Source organism: Collinsella tanakaei (assembly GCF_016902615.1).
Lineage (GTDB): Bacteria > Actinomycetota > Coriobacteriia > Coriobacteriales > Coriobacteriaceae > Collinsella > Collinsella tanakaei_A.
Window position 1 is genome coordinate 91,903 of sequence record NZ_JACJMB010000006.1, and the last position, 20,380, is coordinate 112,282.

Here is a 20,380-nt window from a genome sequence, read left to right on the forward strand (position 1 = left end):
AGATGCCCTGCGCCGCCGCGACCAAGAGATGCTAAATGCACAGGGTTTCGACTGCATGAGGTCCGCGCGCCGCGAAAAGTCGCGCAGGGCGATCAGGGCACGGCGATGAAAGCCGGCAGCTCGGTATCGCCATTCGGACCCACATGTATATCTAGAAAGGCGCTTGACCGAACGCACTCCTCCCCCGCGCGCGGACAGGCGGCGCGGCTGAATCACTCGGGAAGGAAGGGTGCGCAAAGCGCGCCAGGAGCTATCGCGAACGCGTCCCACGCGCGACGCCTCCGGGATGCAGCCTGCGTCACGCAGATGCATGGCGCGCACCCGATGGCGCAAGCGGATGGGCACGAAACGGGCAGACGCAATTCTTGCATACAGCATTCCATTACGTGACACCGGGAGTATTGAATCGTTTCAATTATTTAAGGATTAACGAGGGTCATTTGAGGCTTACATATCCCGTTTCCAAAGGTTAATTAGCTGGTTTTCTCAAATACATGCTGTCGCCCCCTTCACATTTCCGTCATGTCTGCTCCATATCTCAGCAGTTGAAGCGTTTCATTACTACCGTTTACGGCAATTATCATCCAATGTCGTCCTTTTGCTGTTCTGACCCCCTCGCCCTTGTATAGAATAGGAGTCATAGGCAGGCACCGATGAAAAGGAGCTCAGCATGGCAAAAAAGCCTACGGTTCATGCCAATCCCGAAGTCGTTGACACCGTGGATGCCTTCAAGGAGCGTCTCGCCTACGTGCGCGACGCCCAGAAGGTCTTCGCCACCTTCACCCAGGAGCAGGTGGACAAGATCTTCTACGAGGCGGCCATGGCGGCCAACAAGGCCCGTATCCCCCTGGCTAAGCTTGCGGTCGAGGAGACCGGCCGCGGCGTCCTCGAGGACAAGGTCATCAAGAACCACTACGCAGCCGAGTACATCTACAACGCCTACAAGAACACCAAGACCTGCGGTGTGATCGAGCGTGACGAGGCCTACGGCATCACGAAGGTCGCCGAGCCGATCGGCGTCGTGGGCGCGGTCATCCCGACCACCAACCCCACCTCCACCGCGATCTTCAAGTGCCTCATCTGCCTGAAGACCCGTAACGCCATCATCATCTCCCCGCACCCGGCGGCGGCCAAGTGCACCATCGCCGCGGCCAAGATCGTTCTCGACGCCGCCGTCAAGGCCGGTGCCCCTGAGGGCATCATCAGCTGGATCGACCAGCCGACCCTCGACCTCACCAACGCGCTCATGCGCAACGTCGACATCATCCTCGCCACCGGTGGCCCGGGCATGGTCAAGTCCGCCTACTCCTCCGGCAAGCCCGCCCTGGGCGTCGGCGCCGGCAACACCCCGGTCATCATCGACGACACCGCTGACATCAAGCTCGCCGTCAACTCCATCATCCACTCCAAGACGTTCGACAACGGCATGATCTGCGCCTCCGAGCAGTCCGTGACCGCGCTCGATTCCATCTACGACGCCGTCAAGGCCGAGTTCGAGGCCCGTGGCTGCTACTTCGTCAAGAAGGGCAAGGAGCTCGAGGCCCTGCGCGAGACCATGTTCAAGAACGGTGCGCTCGACCACCGCATCCCCGGCATGCCCGCCGCCAAGATCGCCGAGCTCGCCGGCATCCCCGTGCCCCCCAAGACCAAGATCCTGATCGCCGAGGTCACCTCCACCGACCCGGCCAAGGAGGAGTTCTCCCACGAGAAGCTCTCCCCGGTCCTCGCCATGTACCACGCCAAGGACTTCCAGGAGGCCGTGGACAAAGCCGAGCACCTCGTGCTCGCCGGCGGCCCGGGCCACACCGCGTCCCTCTACGTGCACCCCGCCGAGAAGGAGAAGATCGCCCTGTTCGAGGACGTCATGGCCGCGTGCCGCATCGTCATCAACACCCCGTCCTCCCAGGGCGGCATCGGCGACCTGTACAACTTCGGCATGAAGCCGTCCCTCACGCTTGGCTGCGGCTCCTGGGGTGGCAACTCCGTCTCTGAGAACGTTGGGGTGAAGCACTTGCTTAACGTGAAGACCGTCGCGGAGCGCCGCGAGAACATGCTGTGGTTCCGCGCTCCCGAGAAGATCTACTTCAAGAAGGGCTGCACGCCCGTCGCGCTCGACGAGATCGGCCGCGTCATGGGCAAGAAGCGCGCCTTCATCGTGACTGACTCCTTCCTCTACAAGAACGGCAACTGCAAGGCCATCGAGGCCAAGCTCGACGAGATGGGTGTCGCCCACGACGCGTTCTACGACATCTGCCCCGACCCGCGCCTGCAGGACGCCCAGAAGGGCGCCGAGCGCATGCGCCTGTTCGAGCCCGACGTCATCATCGCCGTCGGCGGCGGCTCCGCGATGGACGCCGGCAAGATCATGTGGCTCATGTACGAGCACCCCGAGGTCAACTTCGAGGATGCCGCCATGGACTTCATGGACATCCGCAAGCGCGTCTTCACCTTCCCGAAGCTCGGTGAGAAGGCCTACTTCGTCGCCGTCCCGACCTCCTCGGGTACCGGCTCCGAGGTGACGCCGTTCGCCATCATCACCGACGCCGAGACCGGCATCAAGTGGCCGATCACCGACTACGCGCTCATGCCGAACATGGCCATCGTCGACGTGGACAACGCCATGACCGCCCCGAAGGGCCTCACCTGCGCCTCCGGTATCGACGTCATGACCCACGCCATCGAGTCCTACGTCTCCATCATGAGCTCCGACTACACGCGCGGTCTGTCCATGCGCGCCGCCAAGCTCGTGTTCGAGAACCTGCCGGCCGCCTACGAGAAGGGCGCGGCCGACCCGCACGCCCGCGAGGAGATGCACAACGCCTCCTGCCTCGCCGGCATGGCCTTCGCCAACGCCTTCCTGGGCGTGAACCACTCCATGGCCCACAAGCTCGGTGCCTTCCATCACCTGCCCCACGGCCTGGCCAACGCCGTCATCCTGACCCGCGTCATGCGCTACAACGCCGCCGAGAAGCCCGTCAAGATGGGCACCTTCTCGCAGTACCAGTATCCGCACGCGCTGCACGACTACGCCGACCTCGGCCGTTACTGCGGCTGCACCGGCGCTGACGACCACGAGGTGTTCGAGAACTTCATCGCCAAGCTCGAGGACCTCATGGACCAGATCGGCATCAAGAAGACCATCGCCGAGTACGGTGTCGACGAGAAGTACTTCCTGGAGACCCTGGACGACATGACCGAGCAGGCCTTCAACGACCAGTGCACCGGCGCCAACCCGCGCTACCCGCTCATGAGCGAGATCAAGGAACTCTACCTTGATGCATACTATGGTCGTGAGCCCCAGAGCTACGAGGCCTAAGGAACGACTTCATATCCGGCGCCTGCGCGCATCCCACGCAGGCGCCCCGAATGGTGCACACCCGAAGAAAGGACGGTAGTACCATGATTCAACTTCCCGACACGAAGGTCGAAATCGCTCAGCGCAGCAACAAGGTCGTCTACGACCTCGGCGACACCATCGTCAAGGTCTTCAACGAGACCAAGCCTGTCTCCGATGTCTTCAACGAGGCCCTGAACCTCGCCCGCATCAACGAGTGCGGCATCCGCTCCCCGAAGGCCCTCGAGGTCGCTCAGGTCGAGGGCGGCGGCTGGGCGCTCGTGACCAGCAAGATCCCCGGCGTCACGCTCGCCGAGAAGATGGCCGCCGAACCGGGCCGCTTCTACGAATATCTCGAGCAGTTCGTCGACCTGCAGATCGAGATCCACTCCTATCGCTGCCCGCTGCTGCAGCGCCAGGTGGACAAGTACGATCGCATGATCAACTCCCTCGATCAGCTGAACGCCTCAACGCGCTACGACCTGCTCCAGCGTCTTGACGGCATGAAGACCCGCCGTCGCGTCTGCCACGGCGACTTCAACCCCTCGAACGTCATCGTCGCCGAGGACGGTCAGCTCTATGTCTGCGACTGGGCCCACGCCACGCAGGGCGCTCCCGCGGCCGACGCCGCGATGACCTACCTGCTGTTCGCCCTCGAGGACAAGCAGCAGGCCGAGGCCTACCTCGAGATGTACTGCAACCGCGCCGACGAGCCGGTTCAGATCGTCCGCAGCTACATGTCCATCGTCGCCGCCTCCGAGCTTGCCCGCAAGCGCGGCGGTGCGAACGATGAGTTCCTGATGAGCTGCATCGACGTCTTCGATTACCAGTAAGCGGTAGGCGAAGCCAACGCAGGGCCCCTCAGGGTATCCCCGCGAGCACCCACGGCCACAGGCCCTAAGGTGCCGCAGGAGCCCTGAGGGGCTTTTCTGTTTACAGGGGGCGGATGTCCTGCTGCCGCAAAGCGCCCTCATAACCGCCTTCGAACCCCACAGGCACCTATCCATACATAGACTGCGCGCTATACGGGAGTTTTATCCATGGTTTTGAGCGCTGAGAAACCGCGGGCCATCCCGCGGGACAAAAACCCGTCGAGTGGGACTTCATAGCGATCAGATGGGTTTATAGAGCTGCCAAAAACAGGCTCTAGCCATTAACCCAGTGTATAGCGAGTAAAAGATTATGCTCTGCAAGCATCGTTTGGAAGGAAGAGCGAGATGCATACGTCCCACTCGACGCGTTTTTGTCCAAAACGCCCTGGCGGCACCGCCCGCGAGCATCAGCGGCAGAAGCACCAGCAGATAACCGTACCGGCATGGCAGGTTATCGTCGCGGGATCGCGCTCGATGACGTTCGAGATGCCGAGGTCTGAAAGAAGCTCCACGCCGTGGTGATCGAGTTCCCAGCGCATGCCGCGCTCGGAGACCGTGGCCTCGGGCGAAAGCGGGATGAACGAGAAGCGCTGCGAGCAAGCGCCCTCGATGGCCCACACCTCGCCGGCGTGCAGCACCTTGCCCTCGAAACCGTCTTCGATAAGCTCGACCGGCCCCGGCCAGGCAGCAAGCCGCCCGAAGACGCCGAGCAGGTGGTCGGGGTTTCCCCCCGCAAGGCAGGTGCACACGAGCGCGGGCGCGCCCCAGCGCTCTCCGACGGCTCGCAGGGCGAGCGACAGATCGGTGAAATCCTTATGGGGGTCGTAGCGCTCCACGGAAAAGAAAGCGTCGTCGGATGACTCAGCCCGGCGCACAAGCGCCGCCCCCGCCGGGCTCACAGAGTCCGCATCGCCGCAGAACAGGTTGACATCGACTTCTGCTCCGCTCGCAGCGTCCAGGCCACGGTCGATCGCCACCACGGCATCGCATCCGCGAACCGCGCGCCGGATCGTATCGGCACCGGCCGGCTCGGTCGAGCCGCCGATCAGCGCCACGCGGCGCACCGTCGGCTCGCCCCTCATCGCGCACCCCACGCGCACACGTCCTCAAGCGCCAGGTCGCTGAACTCATCGATGAAGATCTCGCAGTTCGCCTGGACATCGGGACGGGCGGAACGGCCCTCGGCGTCGAAGATCCCGACGCGACGGTAGCCCGCAGCTCCTGAGCTCTTGAGGCCGAACACGGCGTCCTCGAACACCCAGACGCGCTCATGGCCGGGAACGTCGATGCCCCGCGCCGCGCACAGCCGCTCGAGCGCCAGGTTGTACACGTCCGGCTGGTCCTTCGAGGCACCGGCTTCACCGGTCGTGACGATGATGTCGAAATAGCCGGCAAGGCCGTTTGCGGCAAGGCCGCAGCGAACGGCGGGCTCGGGGGTGGAGGTGGCGATGGCCATCGGAATCCCGGCTTCGCGGACGGCCTCAAGGAAGGAAGCCACGCCCGGGCGGGCGGGCACCACGGCCCGATAGCGCTCGAGCAGCATCGCCATGAGCTTGTCGTAGACCTCCTGCCCGTTCGCGCCGACGCCCCACGTGTCGTGGTACGCGCAGCACTCCCCCATCATCGACAGGGACTCGAACTGGGCGAAATCGTCCGGCGTCGTCTCGATGCCGTAGCTTGCAAGCAACTCGCCCTGGACCTGAATCCACATGCCCATGGACCGAAGCAGGGTGCCGTCGCAATCGAAGATACACGCGCTCGGAAGCGCGCGTGCGCTGTCAGCCATCGAAGTGCCTCCTCGTCCGCGCGGCGCCCTGGCCGCGTATCGAAGCTCGCGTAAGGCGGCCGCACGGGCAAGCAGCACCGCCAGGCCGGCCGCCGACTATCCTACCAAATCATCAGGAGTAACGCCGCTTGCGGACCGTCGGGAGCGGGCAGCTCGTGCCAAGGCGGTCGAAGCCACCCGCCTGCATCCAGAAGGGCCGCCTCTCCTTGCACACCGCCGCCTGACAGGAGCCAAACACCCACTCCGCAACGCGAAGGCGCGCCCAAGCGCAAAGGGGCTCCCCGCGCGCCGCCGCCCCTCCTTATGCGGCACCGCCCGCCGGCACGTGAAAACTTTCAGATTGACCACCTGTGCGATGGTGTCTACCAGCACAGATACCATAGTTCGCCAACCCCCGCGGCACACCCGGCCACCGTGCGCCTATCGGACAAAAGTGACCGTCCCTCCTGTTCATGCAGCCAGTGTGATGAGTTAGTGATAAATTATGAATCGTCGTGGTTTTCTGGACCCACCAGCGATCGCGTGGCGCCTGCGAGCCGCGACATCCTACCCATGCCGGGCGACGCCCAGCGTCACCCCTAACGATTGGACGGATAAGTTGGACCGCACATGTGTTGAATCCAAGAAATCGAAAGCGGCCTCGAAGACGTCTGAGACAGAGCCCTGCCTCATCATCACCGAGGACGATATCCATCTGTTCGCCCAGGGCTCTTGGAACCGCAGCTGGGAGAAGATGGGTGCGCACCCGGATATCCAGGGCGGCAAGGAGGGTTGGCGCTTCTGCGTCTGGGCCCCCGACGTCAAGAGCGTGAGCGTCATCGGCGACTTCAACGATTGGGACACCGACGCCAACCCCCTCGAGGAGCTTCCGACCGGTGGCCTGTGGCAGGGATTCGTCCCCGGCCTCGCGCAGGGCGACCTGTACAAGTACGTTATCGAGACCGACGAGGGCAAGCTGCTGTACAAGGCGGACCCCTATGGCTTCTATGCCGAGAAGAATCCCGGGACCGCATCGCGCCTGATGGACATCCGCGGCTACGACTGGGGCGATAGCACGTGGATGGATGCCCGCGCGAAGTCCGACCACATGAAGAAGCCCCTTAACATCTACGAGGTCCATCTCGGTTCGTGGCGCCGCCACGGCGACGAGCCCCAGGGCGAGCCGGACGAGAACGGCAACTACCCCGGGCCGATGGATCCCTTCCCCGCGCAGCGCGGCGAGTACTACACCTACGACGACCTGTCGGTCGAGCTCGTGGACTACGTCCGCGACATGGGCTACACCCACATCGAGATCCTGCCCGTCCAGGAGCACCCCTTCGACGGCTCCTGGGGCTACCAGGGCACCGGCTACTACGCCGCCACCTCGCGCTACGGTGAGCCCAAGCAGCTCATGCACCTCATCGACGCCTGCCATCAGGCCGGCATCGGCGTCATCCTCGACTGGGTGCCCGGCGGCTTCTGCGCCGACGCGCAGGGTCTCGCGACCTTCAACGGCCACATGCTCTACGAGCGCGAGATCCACCCGAACTGGGGCACGCACAAGTTCGACTTCGGCCGCGGCGAGGTCCGCAGCTTCCTCGTCTCCAACGTCCTGTTCTGGATCGAGCAGTTCCACGCCGACGGCATCCGCATGGACGGCGTGTCGAGCATGCTCTACCTGAACTTCGGCGTGGACGACCCCGGCCAGAAGAAGTTCAACAAGTACGGCACCGAGGAGGACCTCGATGCCTCCGCGTTCATCCGCCAGGTGAACCACACCGTCGAGACGCTCTTCCCCGACGTCATGATGATGGCCGAGGAGTCCACCGCCTGGCCGCTCGTCACCTACCCGGCCGAGGATGGCGGTCTTGCCTTCCACTACAAGTGGGATATGGGCTGGATGAACGACACGCTGCACTACATGCAGACCGACTTCCCCTGGCGACCGGGCGCCCACAGCCTGCTCACGTTCTCGATCATGTACGCCTTCTCCGAGAACTTCATCCTGCCGCTGTCCCACGACGAGGTCGTGCACGGCAAGTGCTCGCTGATCGGCCGCATGCCCGGCGACTGGTGGCGCCAGTTCGCCGGCCTGCGCACGCTCGCCTTCTACCAGATGACCCACCCCGGCGCGAAGCTGAACTTCATGGGCAACGAGATCGCCCAGTTCATCGAGTGGCGCTACTACGAGTCCATCCAGTGGTTCCTGACCGAGCAGTACGAGACCCACGCCAAGCACCAGCACTTCATCAAGGCGCTCAACCACCTCTACAGCGACCAGCCCGCGCTCTATGAGCTGGGCTATGTCCAGGAGGGCTTCGAGTGGATCGACCCCAACGACAACGAGCAGTCCATCATCTCGTTCGTCCGCCACGGCGACAACCCCGATGACGACCTCGTGATCCTCATCAACTTCGACCCCGCCTACTACGAGACGTTCCAGATGGGCGTGCCGCGCGAGGGCGACTACATCGAGATCTTCAACTCCGACGCCGAGGAGTTCGGCGGCTCGGGCAAGGGCAACACCAAGGTCATGTCGAGCCATCCCGAGCCCATGCACGGCTTCGAGGACTCCATCGAGCTCACCGTCCCGCCGCTCGCCGGCATCGTGCTGAAGCGCCAGGGCCCGTCGAGCTACGTGCCGCCGAAGCCGAAGAAGGCCGTGAAGAAGACGACAACCAAGAAGGCGGCATCGACGAAGACCGCGACCGCGAAGAAGGCCGCAGTCAAGAAGGCCGCCGCGACGAAGAAGGCAGCGACGACGAAGCGCGCAAGCGCCGCCTCGAAGGCCGCAGCCGACAAATCCGCTTCCACCTCGCAGGCCACGGCCGCGAAGAAGACGACAAGGAAGACCACGAAGGCCGCCTCATCCGCGGCCACCGCTAAAAAGGCCGCGCCGCAAGCCTAAGCGCTTCGTGCGGCAAAACGACGAAAAGGGAGATCACCTGCATGTCTAAGATTTTCGAGACCACCGAGGATTTCAAACGCGATTACCGCGCGATGCTCATGGCCGAGGTGGGCAAGGACTACAGCGACGCCAAGAACGCCGAGCGCTACCGTGCCCTCGCCAAGCTCATCGCCGCGCGCGCGAATCGTCAGTTCGCCTTGGCTGATTCCGAAAACGGCAAGAGCGACCAGAAGAAGGTCTACTACTTCTCGCTCGAGTTCCTCATCGGCCCCCTGCTCGACAACTACCTGCTGAACTACGGCATCCGCGACGTCGTGGAAGAGGGCTTGGCCGAGATGGGCATCAGCCTCGACGACCTGCTCGCCGAAGAGGGCGACCCGGGTCTTGGCAACGGCGGTCTGGGCCGTCTTGCCGCCTGCTTCCTCGACTCCATGGCAGCCGAGGGCATCCTCGGTTTCGGTAACGGCATGCGCTATCGCTACGGTCTGTTCAAGCAGGAGATCCGCGACGGCCGCCAGGTGGAGGTCACCGACAACTGGCTCGCCAAGGGCTATCCCTGGGAGACCCGTCACCCCGAGAGCGCCGTTATCGTCCGCTTCGGCGGCGACGTCGTGCGCCACGAGAGCCCCGACGGCACGTTCCGCTTCGACGTCGTGGGCGGCGACCTCATCGAGGCCGTTCCCTACGATGTGCCCATCATCGGCTACGGCGGCAAGACCGTGAACCGTCTGCGCCTGTGGAGCGCCGAGCCGGCGAGCGCCGACTTCGACCTGGACGCCTTCAACGCCGGCGACTACGCCAAGGCCAACAAGTTCCGCACCGACGCCGAGGCGATCTCTGAGATCCTGTACCCCAACGACGCCGGCGAGCACGGCCGCATCCTGCGCCTCAAGCAGGAGTACCTGTTCGTCGCCGCGGGCCTCGCGTCGATCCTGCGCACGTTCAAGACCGATTACGGCACCGACGCCTGGGATCGCTTCCCCGACCTCGTCGCCATCCACACGAACGACACCCATCCCGCCATGTGCGGCGCCGAGCTCATGCGCCTGCTCATGGACCAGGAGGGCCTCGATTGGGACACCGCCTGGGGTATCGTCACGAAGTCCGTGTCCTACACGAACCACACCGTGCTGCCCGAGGCGCTCGAGAAGTGGCCCATCGACACGTTCCGCCGCCTGCTGCCGCGCGTCTACATGATCATCGACGAGATCAACCGCCGCTACATGGAGTCCTTCCCGCGCGATATCGACAACTGGCAGGACAAACTGCGCAACACCGCCATCCTGTGGGACGGCCAGGTGCGCATGGCGAACCTCTCGGTCATCTGCTCGCACTCCGTCAACGGCGTGGCCCAGCTGCACACCGACATCCTGAAGCGCGACACGCTCCACGACTTCTACGAGCTCACGCCCGAGAAGTTCAACAACAAGACGAACGGCATCTCGCCGCGCCGCTTCCTCGCGAACGCCAACCCGTCGCTCTCCCGTCTCATCACCTCCAAGATCGGCGACGGCTGGCTGACGGACGCCAGCCAGCTGAAGCGCCTGGAGAACTACGTGGACGACAACGAGTTCCTCGACGCCATGAGCGCCTCCAAGCGCGTGAACAAGCAGCGTTTAGCCGACTACGTGAAGAAGACGACCGGCGTCGAGCTCGACGTCGACTCCATCTTCGACGTCCAGGTCAAGCGCTTCCACGCCTACAAGCGCCAGCTGCTGAACATCTTCAAGGTCATGCACATCTACAACCGCATGCTTGACGACCCGACCTACAAGCCCCACAAGACGTCGTTCATCTTCTCGGGCAAGGCGGCGAGCGCCTACACGTTCGCCAAGGAGGTTATCCGCCTCATCAACTCCGTGGCCGATGTCATCAACGCGGACGACCGCGTGAACGACTACATCAAGGTCGCGTTCATCCCGAACTTCGCCGTCTCGAACGCCGAGCTCATCTACCCCGCCACCGATATCTCCGAGCAGATCTCGACGGCCGGCAAGGAGGCCTCGGGAACCTCGAACATGAAGCTCATGATGAACGGCGCGATCACGCTCGGCACCCTCGACGGCGCCAACATCGAAATCGCCGAGCTCGCGGGCCTCGAGAACGAGAAGATCTTCGGCCTCAAGGTCGACGAGGTGGAGAACCTGCGCCGCGGCAACTACTTCGCGTGGGACGTCTACAACAACGACCGCGACGGCATCGGCCGCTGCGTCGACGAGCTGACCGACGGCACGTTCGCGCGCCTCTCCGGCAACTTCGAGAGCATCCAGGCCGAGCTCATGAACAACAACGACTACGACTTCGTGCTCGCCGACTTCGCGAGCTACGTCCAGGCGTGGGAGGAGCTCACCGCGGTCTATGACGACCAGCGCACCTGGCAGCGCATGGCCCTCATGAACATCGCGAACTCCGGCCACTTCTCGTCCGACCGCACCATCCGCGAGTATCGCGACGAGATCTGGCACGCCTAGGGGCGTGCGCGCCTGGGCCGGCGCATACACGGCTTTTGCGGGCGGGTGCCCTCACATGCGGGAGCACCCGCCTGAAAGCAGACATACGGTAAGGCAGTTATTGCACGGTACGCAATGAAGGAGAATTCGATGAGTAAAAAAGAATGCATCGCTATGCTCCTCGCAGGAGGACAGGGAAGCAGATTGGGGGCGCTCACATCTAAGATCGCGAAGCCGGCGGTCTCGTTCGGCGGCAAGTACCGCATCATCGACTTTACGCTGTCGAACTGCGCCAACTCCGGTATCGACACGGTGGGTGTGCTGACTCAGTACCGCCCCTATCGTCTGCACGCGTACCTGGGCAGCGGATCTGCCTGGGACCTCGACGAGCGCGGCGGCGGCGTCTCGATCCTGCCCCCTTACGCCACGCAAGAGGGCGGCGCGTGGTACAACGGCACCGCTGACGCCGTGACCCAGAACCTCGACTACATCAAGCTCCATGACCCCGAGTATGTCCTGATCCTCTCCGGTGACGCGCTGTACCGCATGGATTACCGCGAGATGCTCGACAACCACATCAAGAACGAGGCCGACCTCACCATCGCCGTCATGCCGGTACCCTGGGAGGACGCGAGCCGCTTCGGCATCCTTACGACCGACGACCAGGACCGCATCACGAAGTTCACCGAGAAGCCCGATAAGCCCGATTCGAACCTCGCGTCCATGGGCATCTACATCTTCTCGTCCGACTTCCTCATCAAGGCGCTCGAGGAGGACGCGCTCGACCAGCGCTCCAGCCACGACTTCGGCGGCGACATCATCCCGAAGGCCCTCGAGGAGGGCAAGCGCCTCTTTGTCCACAAGTTCCACGGCTACTGGAAGGATGTCGGCACCATCGCCTCCTACCACGAGACGAGCATGGGCCTGCTCGGCCAGAACCCCGAGTTCGACATCTACGAGAAGGCCGCGCCGATCATGAGCAACGACACGACGCGCCCGCCGCACTACATCGGCCCGAACGGCCGCGTCGACGACTGCCTCGTCTCCAACGGCTGCGAGGTCTTCGGCACCGCCAGGCACTCCATCCTTTCCACGGACTGCGTAATCGAGGAGCGCGCCATCGTCGAGGACTCCGTCCTGCTTCCCGGCGCCGTCGTGAAGAGCGGCGCGCACGTCGTCCGCGCGATCCTCGGCGAGAACGCCGTCGTGGAGGAGGGCGTGAAGCTCGGATCGGTCGACATGCAGAAGGACACCGCCGTCGTCGGCAACGACGTCGTCATCGGGAAGGGGGAATGATCCGATGATCAATAACAAGGCCATCGGTTACATCACAGCCAACTACACGGCCCTCAAGCAGGAGATGCTCCTGCAGAGCCGTCCCATCGCCTCGGTCCCCGTCATGGGCCGCTACCGCCTCATCGACTTCCCGCTGTCCAACATGGCCAACGCGGGCATCAAGACGGTCGGTCTCGTCATGCCGGGCAACTACCGCTCCATCATCGACCACGTCGGCCACGGCAAGGACTGGGGTCTCGACCGCAAGCGCGGCGGCCTGTTCCCGCTGCCCGGCAACCCCTACGGCACCACGAAGCCCGGCATGCGCTTCCTGCTGCGCGACATCATCTCCAACAAGACGCTCTTCCAGCGCGCCACGGAGCCCTATGTCGTGATGATGGGCTCGAACATCATCTTCAACATGGACCTCAACGCCATCATCGAGGCGCACGAGGCCTCCGGCGTGGGCCTCACGATGGTCTACGTCAAGGCCGAGCGCGACCATGAGGAGGCGTGCTCGCTCGTCATCGGCGACGCCGGTCGCGTCCAGGAGGTCAAGGAAGGCTGCAAGTACGGCGACAACAAGTTCGTCGACTGCTTCATCATCAACCGCGACCTGCTGCTCGAGATCATCGACCGCTATGCCTCTGCCGACTACCTCGACATCTTCGAGGCCATCGCCGGCGACTTCGCGCGCATCGACGTGTGCAGCTACGAGTTCAAGGGCCTCGCCGTCGGCATGTTCGACGAGCGCACCTACTACCAGCGCTCCATGGAGATGCTCGACCCGGTCATCAACAACCAGCTGTTCCGCAAGGACCGCCCGATCCTCACCAAGGCCCACGACGCGCCCCCGGCGAAGTACGCCGCCGGCTCCATCGCCTGCAACTCCCGCATCTCCGCGGGCTGCGAGATCATGGGCACCGTCCGTAACTCCATCCTCTCGCGCGGCGTCGTGGTCGAGTCCGGCGCCAACGTCGTGAACTCCATCATCAACCAGGGCGTCATCATCAAGAGCGGCGCGCGCGTGGAGAACGCGATCATCGACAAGAACAACGTCGTGCCCGCCAACACCGAGCTGCGCGGCACCCCTGATGCCATCCTCACGGTCGGTAAGGCGCCCATCGCATAAGACGTTACACTCTTGACACCTTACCGACCCCCGTCAGCACGACCGCGACGGGAGCGGTATCATTGAAATCGCCGCCCGGCTCGCTTCGCCGGGCGGCGATTCACCAACACGACAGAATACGGAGTATTCCATGGCAAACGAAAAGCTTCATATCGTGTTCGCCTCCGCCGAGGCGGCACCGTTCGTGAAGACCGGTGGGCTCGGCGACGTCGCGGGCTCGCTTCCCGCCGCCCTGGCCGCGGCCGGTGCCGAGGTGATCGTCATGGTGCCGAAGTACGCCACCATCGCCGATACCTACAAGAACCAGATGGAGCATGTCGGCCAGTTCTATGTGCCCCTGGGCTGGCGCAACGAGTACTGCGGCCTCGAGCGCCTCGTGTACGACGGCGTGACCTACCTGTTCCTCGACAACGAGCACTACTTCAACCGCAGCTACCCCTACGGCTTCTTCGACGACGGCGAGCGCTTCGCCTTCTTCTCGAAGGCCATCTGCGAGAGCCTGCAGTACCTGCCGGACGGCTTCGTCTGCGACGTGCTCCACTGCAACGACTGGCACACCGCGCTCGCCCCGGTCTTCCTGCGCGAGTTCTACATGGGCAACCCCCTCTATCAGAACGTGAAGACGGTGTTCTCCATCCACAACATCGCCTTCCAGGGCCAGTTCACCGACATGCTGCTCGGCGACGTGCTCGGCCTCTCCCATATCGAGCCCGCCGTGCGCCAGCTGCGCTGCGACGCCCGCTCCATCAACTACATGCTGGGCGCCCTCAACTACTCCGACGCCATCACGACCGTCTCCCCCACCTACGCGTGGGAGATTCGCACGCCCGAGTTCGGCGAGGGCCTCGACGGCGTCCTGCGCCGCCGCGAGTCCATCCTCTCCGGCATCCTGAACGGTCTCGACGTCAAGCGCAACGACCCCGCGACCGATGACCGCATCCACCAGAACTACACCCGTGACGACCGCTCGGGCAAGGCCGCCTGCAAGGCGGCGCTCCAGGCGGAGCTCGGCCTGGAGGTGCGCGACGACCGTCCCCTCATGGCCATGGTCACGCGCCTTACGCGCCAAAAGGGCATGGACCTCGTCACCTACTCGCTCGACCGCATCCTGTCCGGCGGCGTCCAGGTGGCCGTTCTCGGCACCGGCGACGCTGAGTACGAGGAGGCGCTTCGCTACTTCGAGCGCACCTACCCCGGCACAATGGCCGCGCGCATCGAGTTCGACCCGTTCCTGTCGCAGCGCATGTACTCCGGCGCCGACATGTTCCTCATGCCGTCGCTGTTCGAGCCCTGCGGCCTGTCCCAGATGATCGCCATGCGCTACGGCACCCTGCCGATCGTGCGCGAGACCGGCGGCCTCAAGGACACCGTCATCCCCTACAACAAGTTCACCGGCGAGGGCACGGGCTTCACGTTCACGCACTTCAACGGCGACGAGATGGGCGATGCCGTCTTCCGTGCGGCGCGCACGTTCTGGGATGACAAGGACGCGTGGAATCACCTCATCGACAACGCCATGGATGCCGACTTCAGCTGGAAGCGCTCCGCCGAGCAGTACATGGACCTCTACTACGGGCTGCATCCCGAGATCGCGCGCTTCGTCCCTTTTGTGCCTGAGCCGGAGCCCGAGCCCGTGGCTGAGCCCGTGGCTGAGCCCGTGGCTGAGCCCGAGGTCGAGCCCGAGGCTGCACCTGAGCCGGAAACCAAGCCGGAAGAGGCCGTCGAGGAGGCTCCCGCCAAGAGCGAGACGCCTGCCGGCGAGGCTCCTGTCGCTGCCGAGGCGCCGGTCGCCGAGACTCCTGCCGCTACCGAGGCGCCTGCCGCCGAGGTCGCACCTGAGGTGAAGCCGGGGGAAGCGGTGGCCGCACCTTCGAAGAAGCCGGCCGCGAAGACCACGCGCAGGGCCGCAACGAAGACCACGGCCGCCAAGTCCACGACGACGAAGACCGCTGCCAAGACCACCACGGCCAAGACGACCGCCGCGAAGTCCACGGCCACGAAGACCACGGCCACGAAGACCACCGCGACTAAGACCACGGCCGCCAAGGCCACGGCGACGAAGACCACGGCCGCGAAGAAGACGGCCACGACCAAGGCTGCCGCGACCAAGGCTGCCGCCACCGAGGCCAAGCCCGCCGCCAAGAAGACGACGAACAAGGCCGCCTCCGCGAAGACGGCTGCGGCAAAGGCTGCAGAGCCTACAGCCGAGACCGCACCTGAGGCTTCCGCGCCCAAGGCGACGGCGACTAAGACCGCCACGAAGGCCGCCGCGACGAAGACCGCGACCAAGGCGACCGCCGCGAAGACAACCACGGCCGCCAAGAAGTCGACCGCGTCCACGAAGGCTGCCGCGGCTCCGACCGAGGCAGCTGAGAAGCCGGCATCCAAGGCCGCTTCCGCCCCTGCTGCCGCTGAGAAGCCCGCCGAGGAGCCGAAGGCCCCGAAGGCGACATCCGTCTCTGCGGCCCGCAAGGCGTCGACCCGTAAGCGTCGCTAACGCGCACCGCATCGCGCTTGCCGCTTCATAGCCGCCCGTCCCGGATCGCCGGGGCGGGCGGTTTTCTCATTAACCGAACAACCCGCCTCGCGATAAGCGAACACGAAAAGAACCATCCCGAGGGTGCCCGTCAAACAAACTCTCCGGATGAGTCTCATGGGCAGCCATGCATACGCTAAACTGTACGTTTGGCGTTATCGCCGCAGGTTCGAACATCGCCCCTCACGGGTGCCGCGAGGGGGTCACACGCAAGGACGATATATGAAGCTTAGGCATAACAGCAGGCTCCCGCAGTACCGCACCCCCTTCGGCGCGGTCACCGCGGGCACGCCCGTGACGCTGTCGCTCGAGGTCCGCAAGGAGGATGCCGCGGGTATCCAGTGCACGCTGCGCACCTGGGTCGACGGCGAGGGCGAGAAGCTCTACCCGCTCGACCGCAATGACGACGGCACCTATTCGACCACCGTCACGTGGGACGAGCCGCAGATCGTGTGGTACAGCTTCATCGTGCGCACCGTCGACGGCTTCGAGCTGCGCGTCGGCGCACCGCAGGGCCATGTGGGCGGCGAGGGCGTGACCTACGACTACGAGAACGTCCCCTCGTTCCAGATCACGGTCTTTCGCCATCGCCAGACGCGCCCCGCCTGGTACGAGCGCGGCATCGTCTACCAGATCTTCCCCGATCGCTTCGCGCGCGATGAGGACTGGAAGCAGCGTGCGCTCGAGCGCCGTGCCCACCCGCGCCGCGGCTGCGAGCAGCGCATCGTCGAGGACTGGGACACCCCGCCGATCTATGACCGCGACGAGACCGGCTCGATTCGCAGCTGGGACTTCTACGGAGGGTCGCTGCGCGGTATCGAGGAGCACCTCGACTACCTTGCCGAGATGGGCGTGACGGCCATCTATCTGAATCCCATCTTCGAGGCGGCCAGCAACCATCGCTACGACACGGCCGACTACATGAAGATCGATCCCCTTCTCGGAACGGAGGAGGATTTCCGGAGCCTCTGCGCCTCCGCGCGGCGCCACGGCATCGGCATCATCCTGGACGGTGTGTTCAACCACACCGGCAGCGATTCCATCTACTTCAACGCATTCGGCAACTACCCGGAGCCCGGCGCCTGGTCGAAAGACCCCGAGTCCGACTGGAAGGACGCCTTCCGCATCAAGGAGGACGGCACCTACGACTGCTGGTGGGGCGTGGGCAACATGCCCGCCGTGAACCAGCAGTCCGAAGCAATCCGCAACCTCATCTTGGGCCCCGACGGCGTGATCCGCCACTGGCTGCGCGCCGGCGCGCGCGGATGGCGACTCGACGTGGCCGATGAGCTCTCCGATGAGCTCCTGGCCGACATCAAGGCCGCGGCGGTCAGGGAGCGTGCCGATGCGCTCGTGCTTGGCGAGGTCTGGGAGGACGCCTCCAACAAGATCGCCTATGGCAAGCTGCGCCACTACCTGCTTGGGTCCGAGCTCGACTCGGCCATGAACTATCCGTTCCGTGACATGGTGCTCGGCCTTCTGCTTGGCGAGGAGAGCGGCTACACCGCCCATGACGCTGCCGAGGCCATCGAGACGCTGCGCGAGAACTACCCCGACGAGGCCCTCGCCTGCGCGCTCAACCTGCTCGGCAGCCATGATCGCGCCCGCATCATCTCGCTGCTCGGCGGAGTCCCGAACCCCGATAGCGTCTCGGAGGAGGAGCGCAGCACCTACCGTCTGACCGACGAGCAGCTGAACCTCGCCAAGAGCCGTTTCTGGCTGGCCTCGCTCATCCAGATGACGTTTCGCGGCGTCCCCTCGATCTACTACGGCGACGAGGCGGGCGTCCAGGGCCTCACCGACCCCGGCAACCGCGCGACGTTCCCCTGGGGACACGAGGACAGGGACTTCTTCACCATGGTGAGGAACACCGCGGCGCTGCGCCGCGCGCTGCCGCTGTTCACGACCGGCACCATCGAGGCCGAGGCGCTCGATGACGATATCCTGACCTTCACGCGCCGCGGCGAGGACGGCCAGGCAGCGACCGTCGTGGTGAACCGCAGCCTCGCGAACATGCATACCGTGCACGTTCCCGCCTGCGGCGAGCGCATGCTCGACGTCATCAGCGGAATCGATCTTGTGGCCGAAGATGACGGGACCTGCGAGCTGACGCTCTGGCCGCTCGGCAGCGCCGTTGTCTACGGCCACGACCAGCAGCGCCTGCAGAAGCCGCTCACGCGCGGCTGGGGCGTCGTCTGCCACATCACCTCGATCCCGGCAGAGCTCGGACCGGGCACGCTCGGCGCGCCCGCACGCCGCTTCATCGACCATCTCGCGGCCATGGGCGCCCGCTATTGGCAGGTGCTGCCCGTGAACCCGACCGACCAGTTCGGCTCCCCCTACGCCGGCCCCTCCGCCTTCGCCGGCAACATCGACCTGCTCGAGGAGACCCGTGAGGAACTCGAGGAGGCCTATGAGGCCTTCTGCCGGGCAGGCGGCGAGAAGGATCCGGCCTACCGGGCGTTCCTGTCCCGCAACGAGGTGTGGCTCGACCCCTACTGCGCCTTCATGGCCCTGAAGGACGCCTCGCGCGGCGCCAGCCGCCATCGCTGGCCGCGCGCCTACAGGCACTACGACGTCCGTATGCTCGATGACGCCCGCTTCATCGACGCGGCCGGGTTCTACGCCTTCGCGCAGTACCGCTTCGACACCGAATGGGCCGAGCTGCTCGCCTACGCGCATGTGCACGGCATCGAGATCATCGGCGACATCCCCATGTATGTCTCCGACGACTCCGCCGACGCGTGGAGCGAACCGGGCATGTTCACGCTCTCGCGCGACGGCAAGCCCACCGAGATCGCCGGCACCCCGCCCGACCGCTTCTCCGCGACCGGTCAGATCTGGGGCAACCCGACGTATCGCTGGGACGTCATGCGCGATGACGGCTACACCTGGTGGATCGAGCGCCTGCGCCGCTCGCTCGCCCTCTACGACCGCGTGCGCCTCGACCATTTCCTCGGCTTCCAGTCCTTCTTCTCGATTCCCGCCGGCAAGGACGGTAGCGCCGGTCGCTGGCTACCCGGCCCGGGTATCGATCTGTTCCGCCGCGCCGAGCGCGAGTTCGGCAAACTCCCGCTTATCGCCGAGGACCTGGGATACCTCACCCCGGCGGTGCGCGCCCTCACGGCCTCCTGCGGCTTCCCCGGCATGGACGTGCTCGAGTTCGAGGACTACGACGTCCGCGACGGTGTGAAGCCCGCCTCCGAGAAGGTCGTCTACACCTCCACGCACGACACCTCCACCCTCGTCGGGTGGACGAGCGCGCGCTGGGCGCAAGACGCCGACACCGAACAGATAGAAGAGCTCGCCCTCGGCATCATCGAGAGCGCCTTCAAGAGCTCTGCCGACCTCGTCATGCTGCAGCTGCAAGACGTCATGCTGCTCGATGACGACGCCCGCATGAACGTTCCCGGCACGGCCGAGGGCAACTGGAGCTGGCAGGCGGACGAGGAGACGCTTGTCGCCTCCATCGAACGCATCCGCGACCTCGCGGACGCCTGCGGACGTTCGGATACGGTGGAAGCTCGCTGATTCTATCCTCCGTATCGTTGCATATTGCGAGGATTTGGGTACAGTATTCACGGTAAAACGCATCCCCCGCCGCACCTGACGTGCGGCGGGGCTTTCATGAGAAGCGACAGAGGGGAAAGATCCATGGCACGCTATGACTATCGCTGCACCTCGTGCGGCTCCGTCTTCGAGGTTGAGCACGGCATGACCGAGCACCCGAGCATCACCTGCCCCGACTGCGGCAGCGCAGCCGAGAAGGTCTTCAGCGCGAGCGGCATCGAGTTCAAGGGGTCGGGCTTCTACAACACCGACCAGCGCGGCGGCTCGGCGAGCACCGAGGCGACCTCGGGTTCGAGCTGCGCCTGCGACTCCTGCCCTCACGCCAATTAGCCTGCAATCCACCGGGGACGGGTGTCCTCTGGGGGGACGGGGTAGTTTGGAGACGCCCGGCACCGAGCGGTGCCGGGCGTCTCCAAACTACCCCGTCGGTAACGTACAATTTCTTGCGCACTTTGACAGCAGCATAGCGTCCAGATAGACAGGAGGGCACGGCCCGCCCCGGTATGATTCGAGTTGCCTAGATTCGATCAGACTG

At 64.6% G+C, this 20,380-nt stretch carries 11 protein-coding genes; 9 read left to right on the top strand and 2 right to left on the bottom strand.

Going from position 1 to position 20,380, the window contains the following annotated elements:
- Positions 1–670 precede the first annotated feature (670 nt).
- Together adhE and H6A21_RS03640 are read left to right on the top strand one after the other, a co-directional pair.
- On the top strand, positions 671–3,316 hold the full coding sequence (gene adhE / locus H6A21_RS03635; RefSeq protein WP_204560312.1) for a bifunctional acetaldehyde-CoA/alcohol dehydrogenase: 2,646 nt from the start codon (positions 671–673) through the stop codon (positions 3,314–3,316).
- Positions 3,317–3,402: 86 nt separating this feature from the next.
- Entirely contained in the window at positions 3,403–4,167 is a 765-nt protein-coding gene (locus tag H6A21_RS03640) for a phosphotransferase (protein ID WP_204560348.1), read from the top strand.
- A 446-nt stretch (positions 4,168–4,613) separates the two neighbouring features.
- Here H6A21_RS03640 and H6A21_RS03645 read toward each other — a convergent pair whose 3' ends face one another.
- Positions 4,614–5,288, bottom strand: coding sequence for a thiamine diphosphokinase (locus tag H6A21_RS03645; protein ID WP_204560314.1), 675 nt, complete (start codon positions 5,286–5,288; stop codon positions 4,614–4,616).
- Complete coding sequence (locus tag H6A21_RS03650) at positions 5,285–5,992, bottom strand: HAD family hydrolase (RefSeq protein WP_204560316.1); 708 nt, start codon at positions 5,990–5,992, stop codon at positions 5,285–5,287. Before H6A21_RS03650 ends, H6A21_RS03645 begins: the two co-directional genes overlap by 4 nt.
- 670 nt (positions 5,993–6,662) lie before the next feature.
- On the opposite strand from H6A21_RS03650, the gene glgB reads away from it, so the two are divergent.
- From glgB to H6A21_RS03685, 7 genes are all read left to right on the top strand, one after another.
- Positions 6,663–8,882: a 1,4-alpha-glucan branching protein GlgB gene (glgB, locus tag H6A21_RS03655; protein ID WP_342636051.1), complete on the top strand. Its 2,220-nt coding sequence runs from the start codon at positions 6,663–6,665 to the stop codon at positions 8,880–8,882.
- 41 nt (positions 8,883–8,923) lie between these two features.
- The gene (locus H6A21_RS03660) at positions 8,924–11,353 is read left to right on the top strand and encodes a glycogen/starch/alpha-glucan phosphorylase (protein WP_204560319.1); all 2,430 of its coding nucleotides are present in this window, start codon (positions 8,924–8,926) and stop codon (positions 11,351–11,353) included.
- Positions 11,354–11,482: 129 nt separating this feature from the next.
- Positions 11,483–12,628: a glucose-1-phosphate adenylyltransferase gene (locus H6A21_RS03665; protein ID WP_204560321.1), complete on the top strand. Its 1,146-nt coding sequence runs from the start codon at positions 11,483–11,485 to the stop codon at positions 12,626–12,628.
- Between the two features lie 4 nt (positions 12,629–12,632).
- Entirely contained in the window at positions 12,633–13,739 is a 1,107-nt protein-coding gene (gene glgD, locus H6A21_RS03670) for a glucose-1-phosphate adenylyltransferase subunit GlgD (RefSeq protein ID WP_204560323.1), read from the top strand.
- 130 nt (positions 13,740–13,869) lie between these two features.
- On the top strand, positions 13,870–16,236 hold the full coding sequence (gene glgA / locus H6A21_RS03675; protein ID WP_204560325.1) for a glycogen synthase GlgA: 2,367 nt from the start codon (positions 13,870–13,872) through the stop codon (positions 16,234–16,236).
- Between the two features lie 261 nt (positions 16,237–16,497).
- Entirely contained in the window at positions 16,498–19,806 is a 3,309-nt protein-coding gene (locus H6A21_RS03680; protein ID WP_204560327.1) for a 4-alpha-glucanotransferase, read from the top strand.
- Between the two features lie 123 nt (positions 19,807–19,929).
- On the top strand, positions 19,930–20,175 hold the full coding sequence (locus H6A21_RS03685) for an FmdB family zinc ribbon protein (RefSeq protein ID WP_204560329.1): 246 nt from the start codon (positions 19,930–19,932) through the stop codon (positions 20,173–20,175).
- The last annotated feature ends 205 nt before the right edge of the window (positions 20,176–20,380 follow it).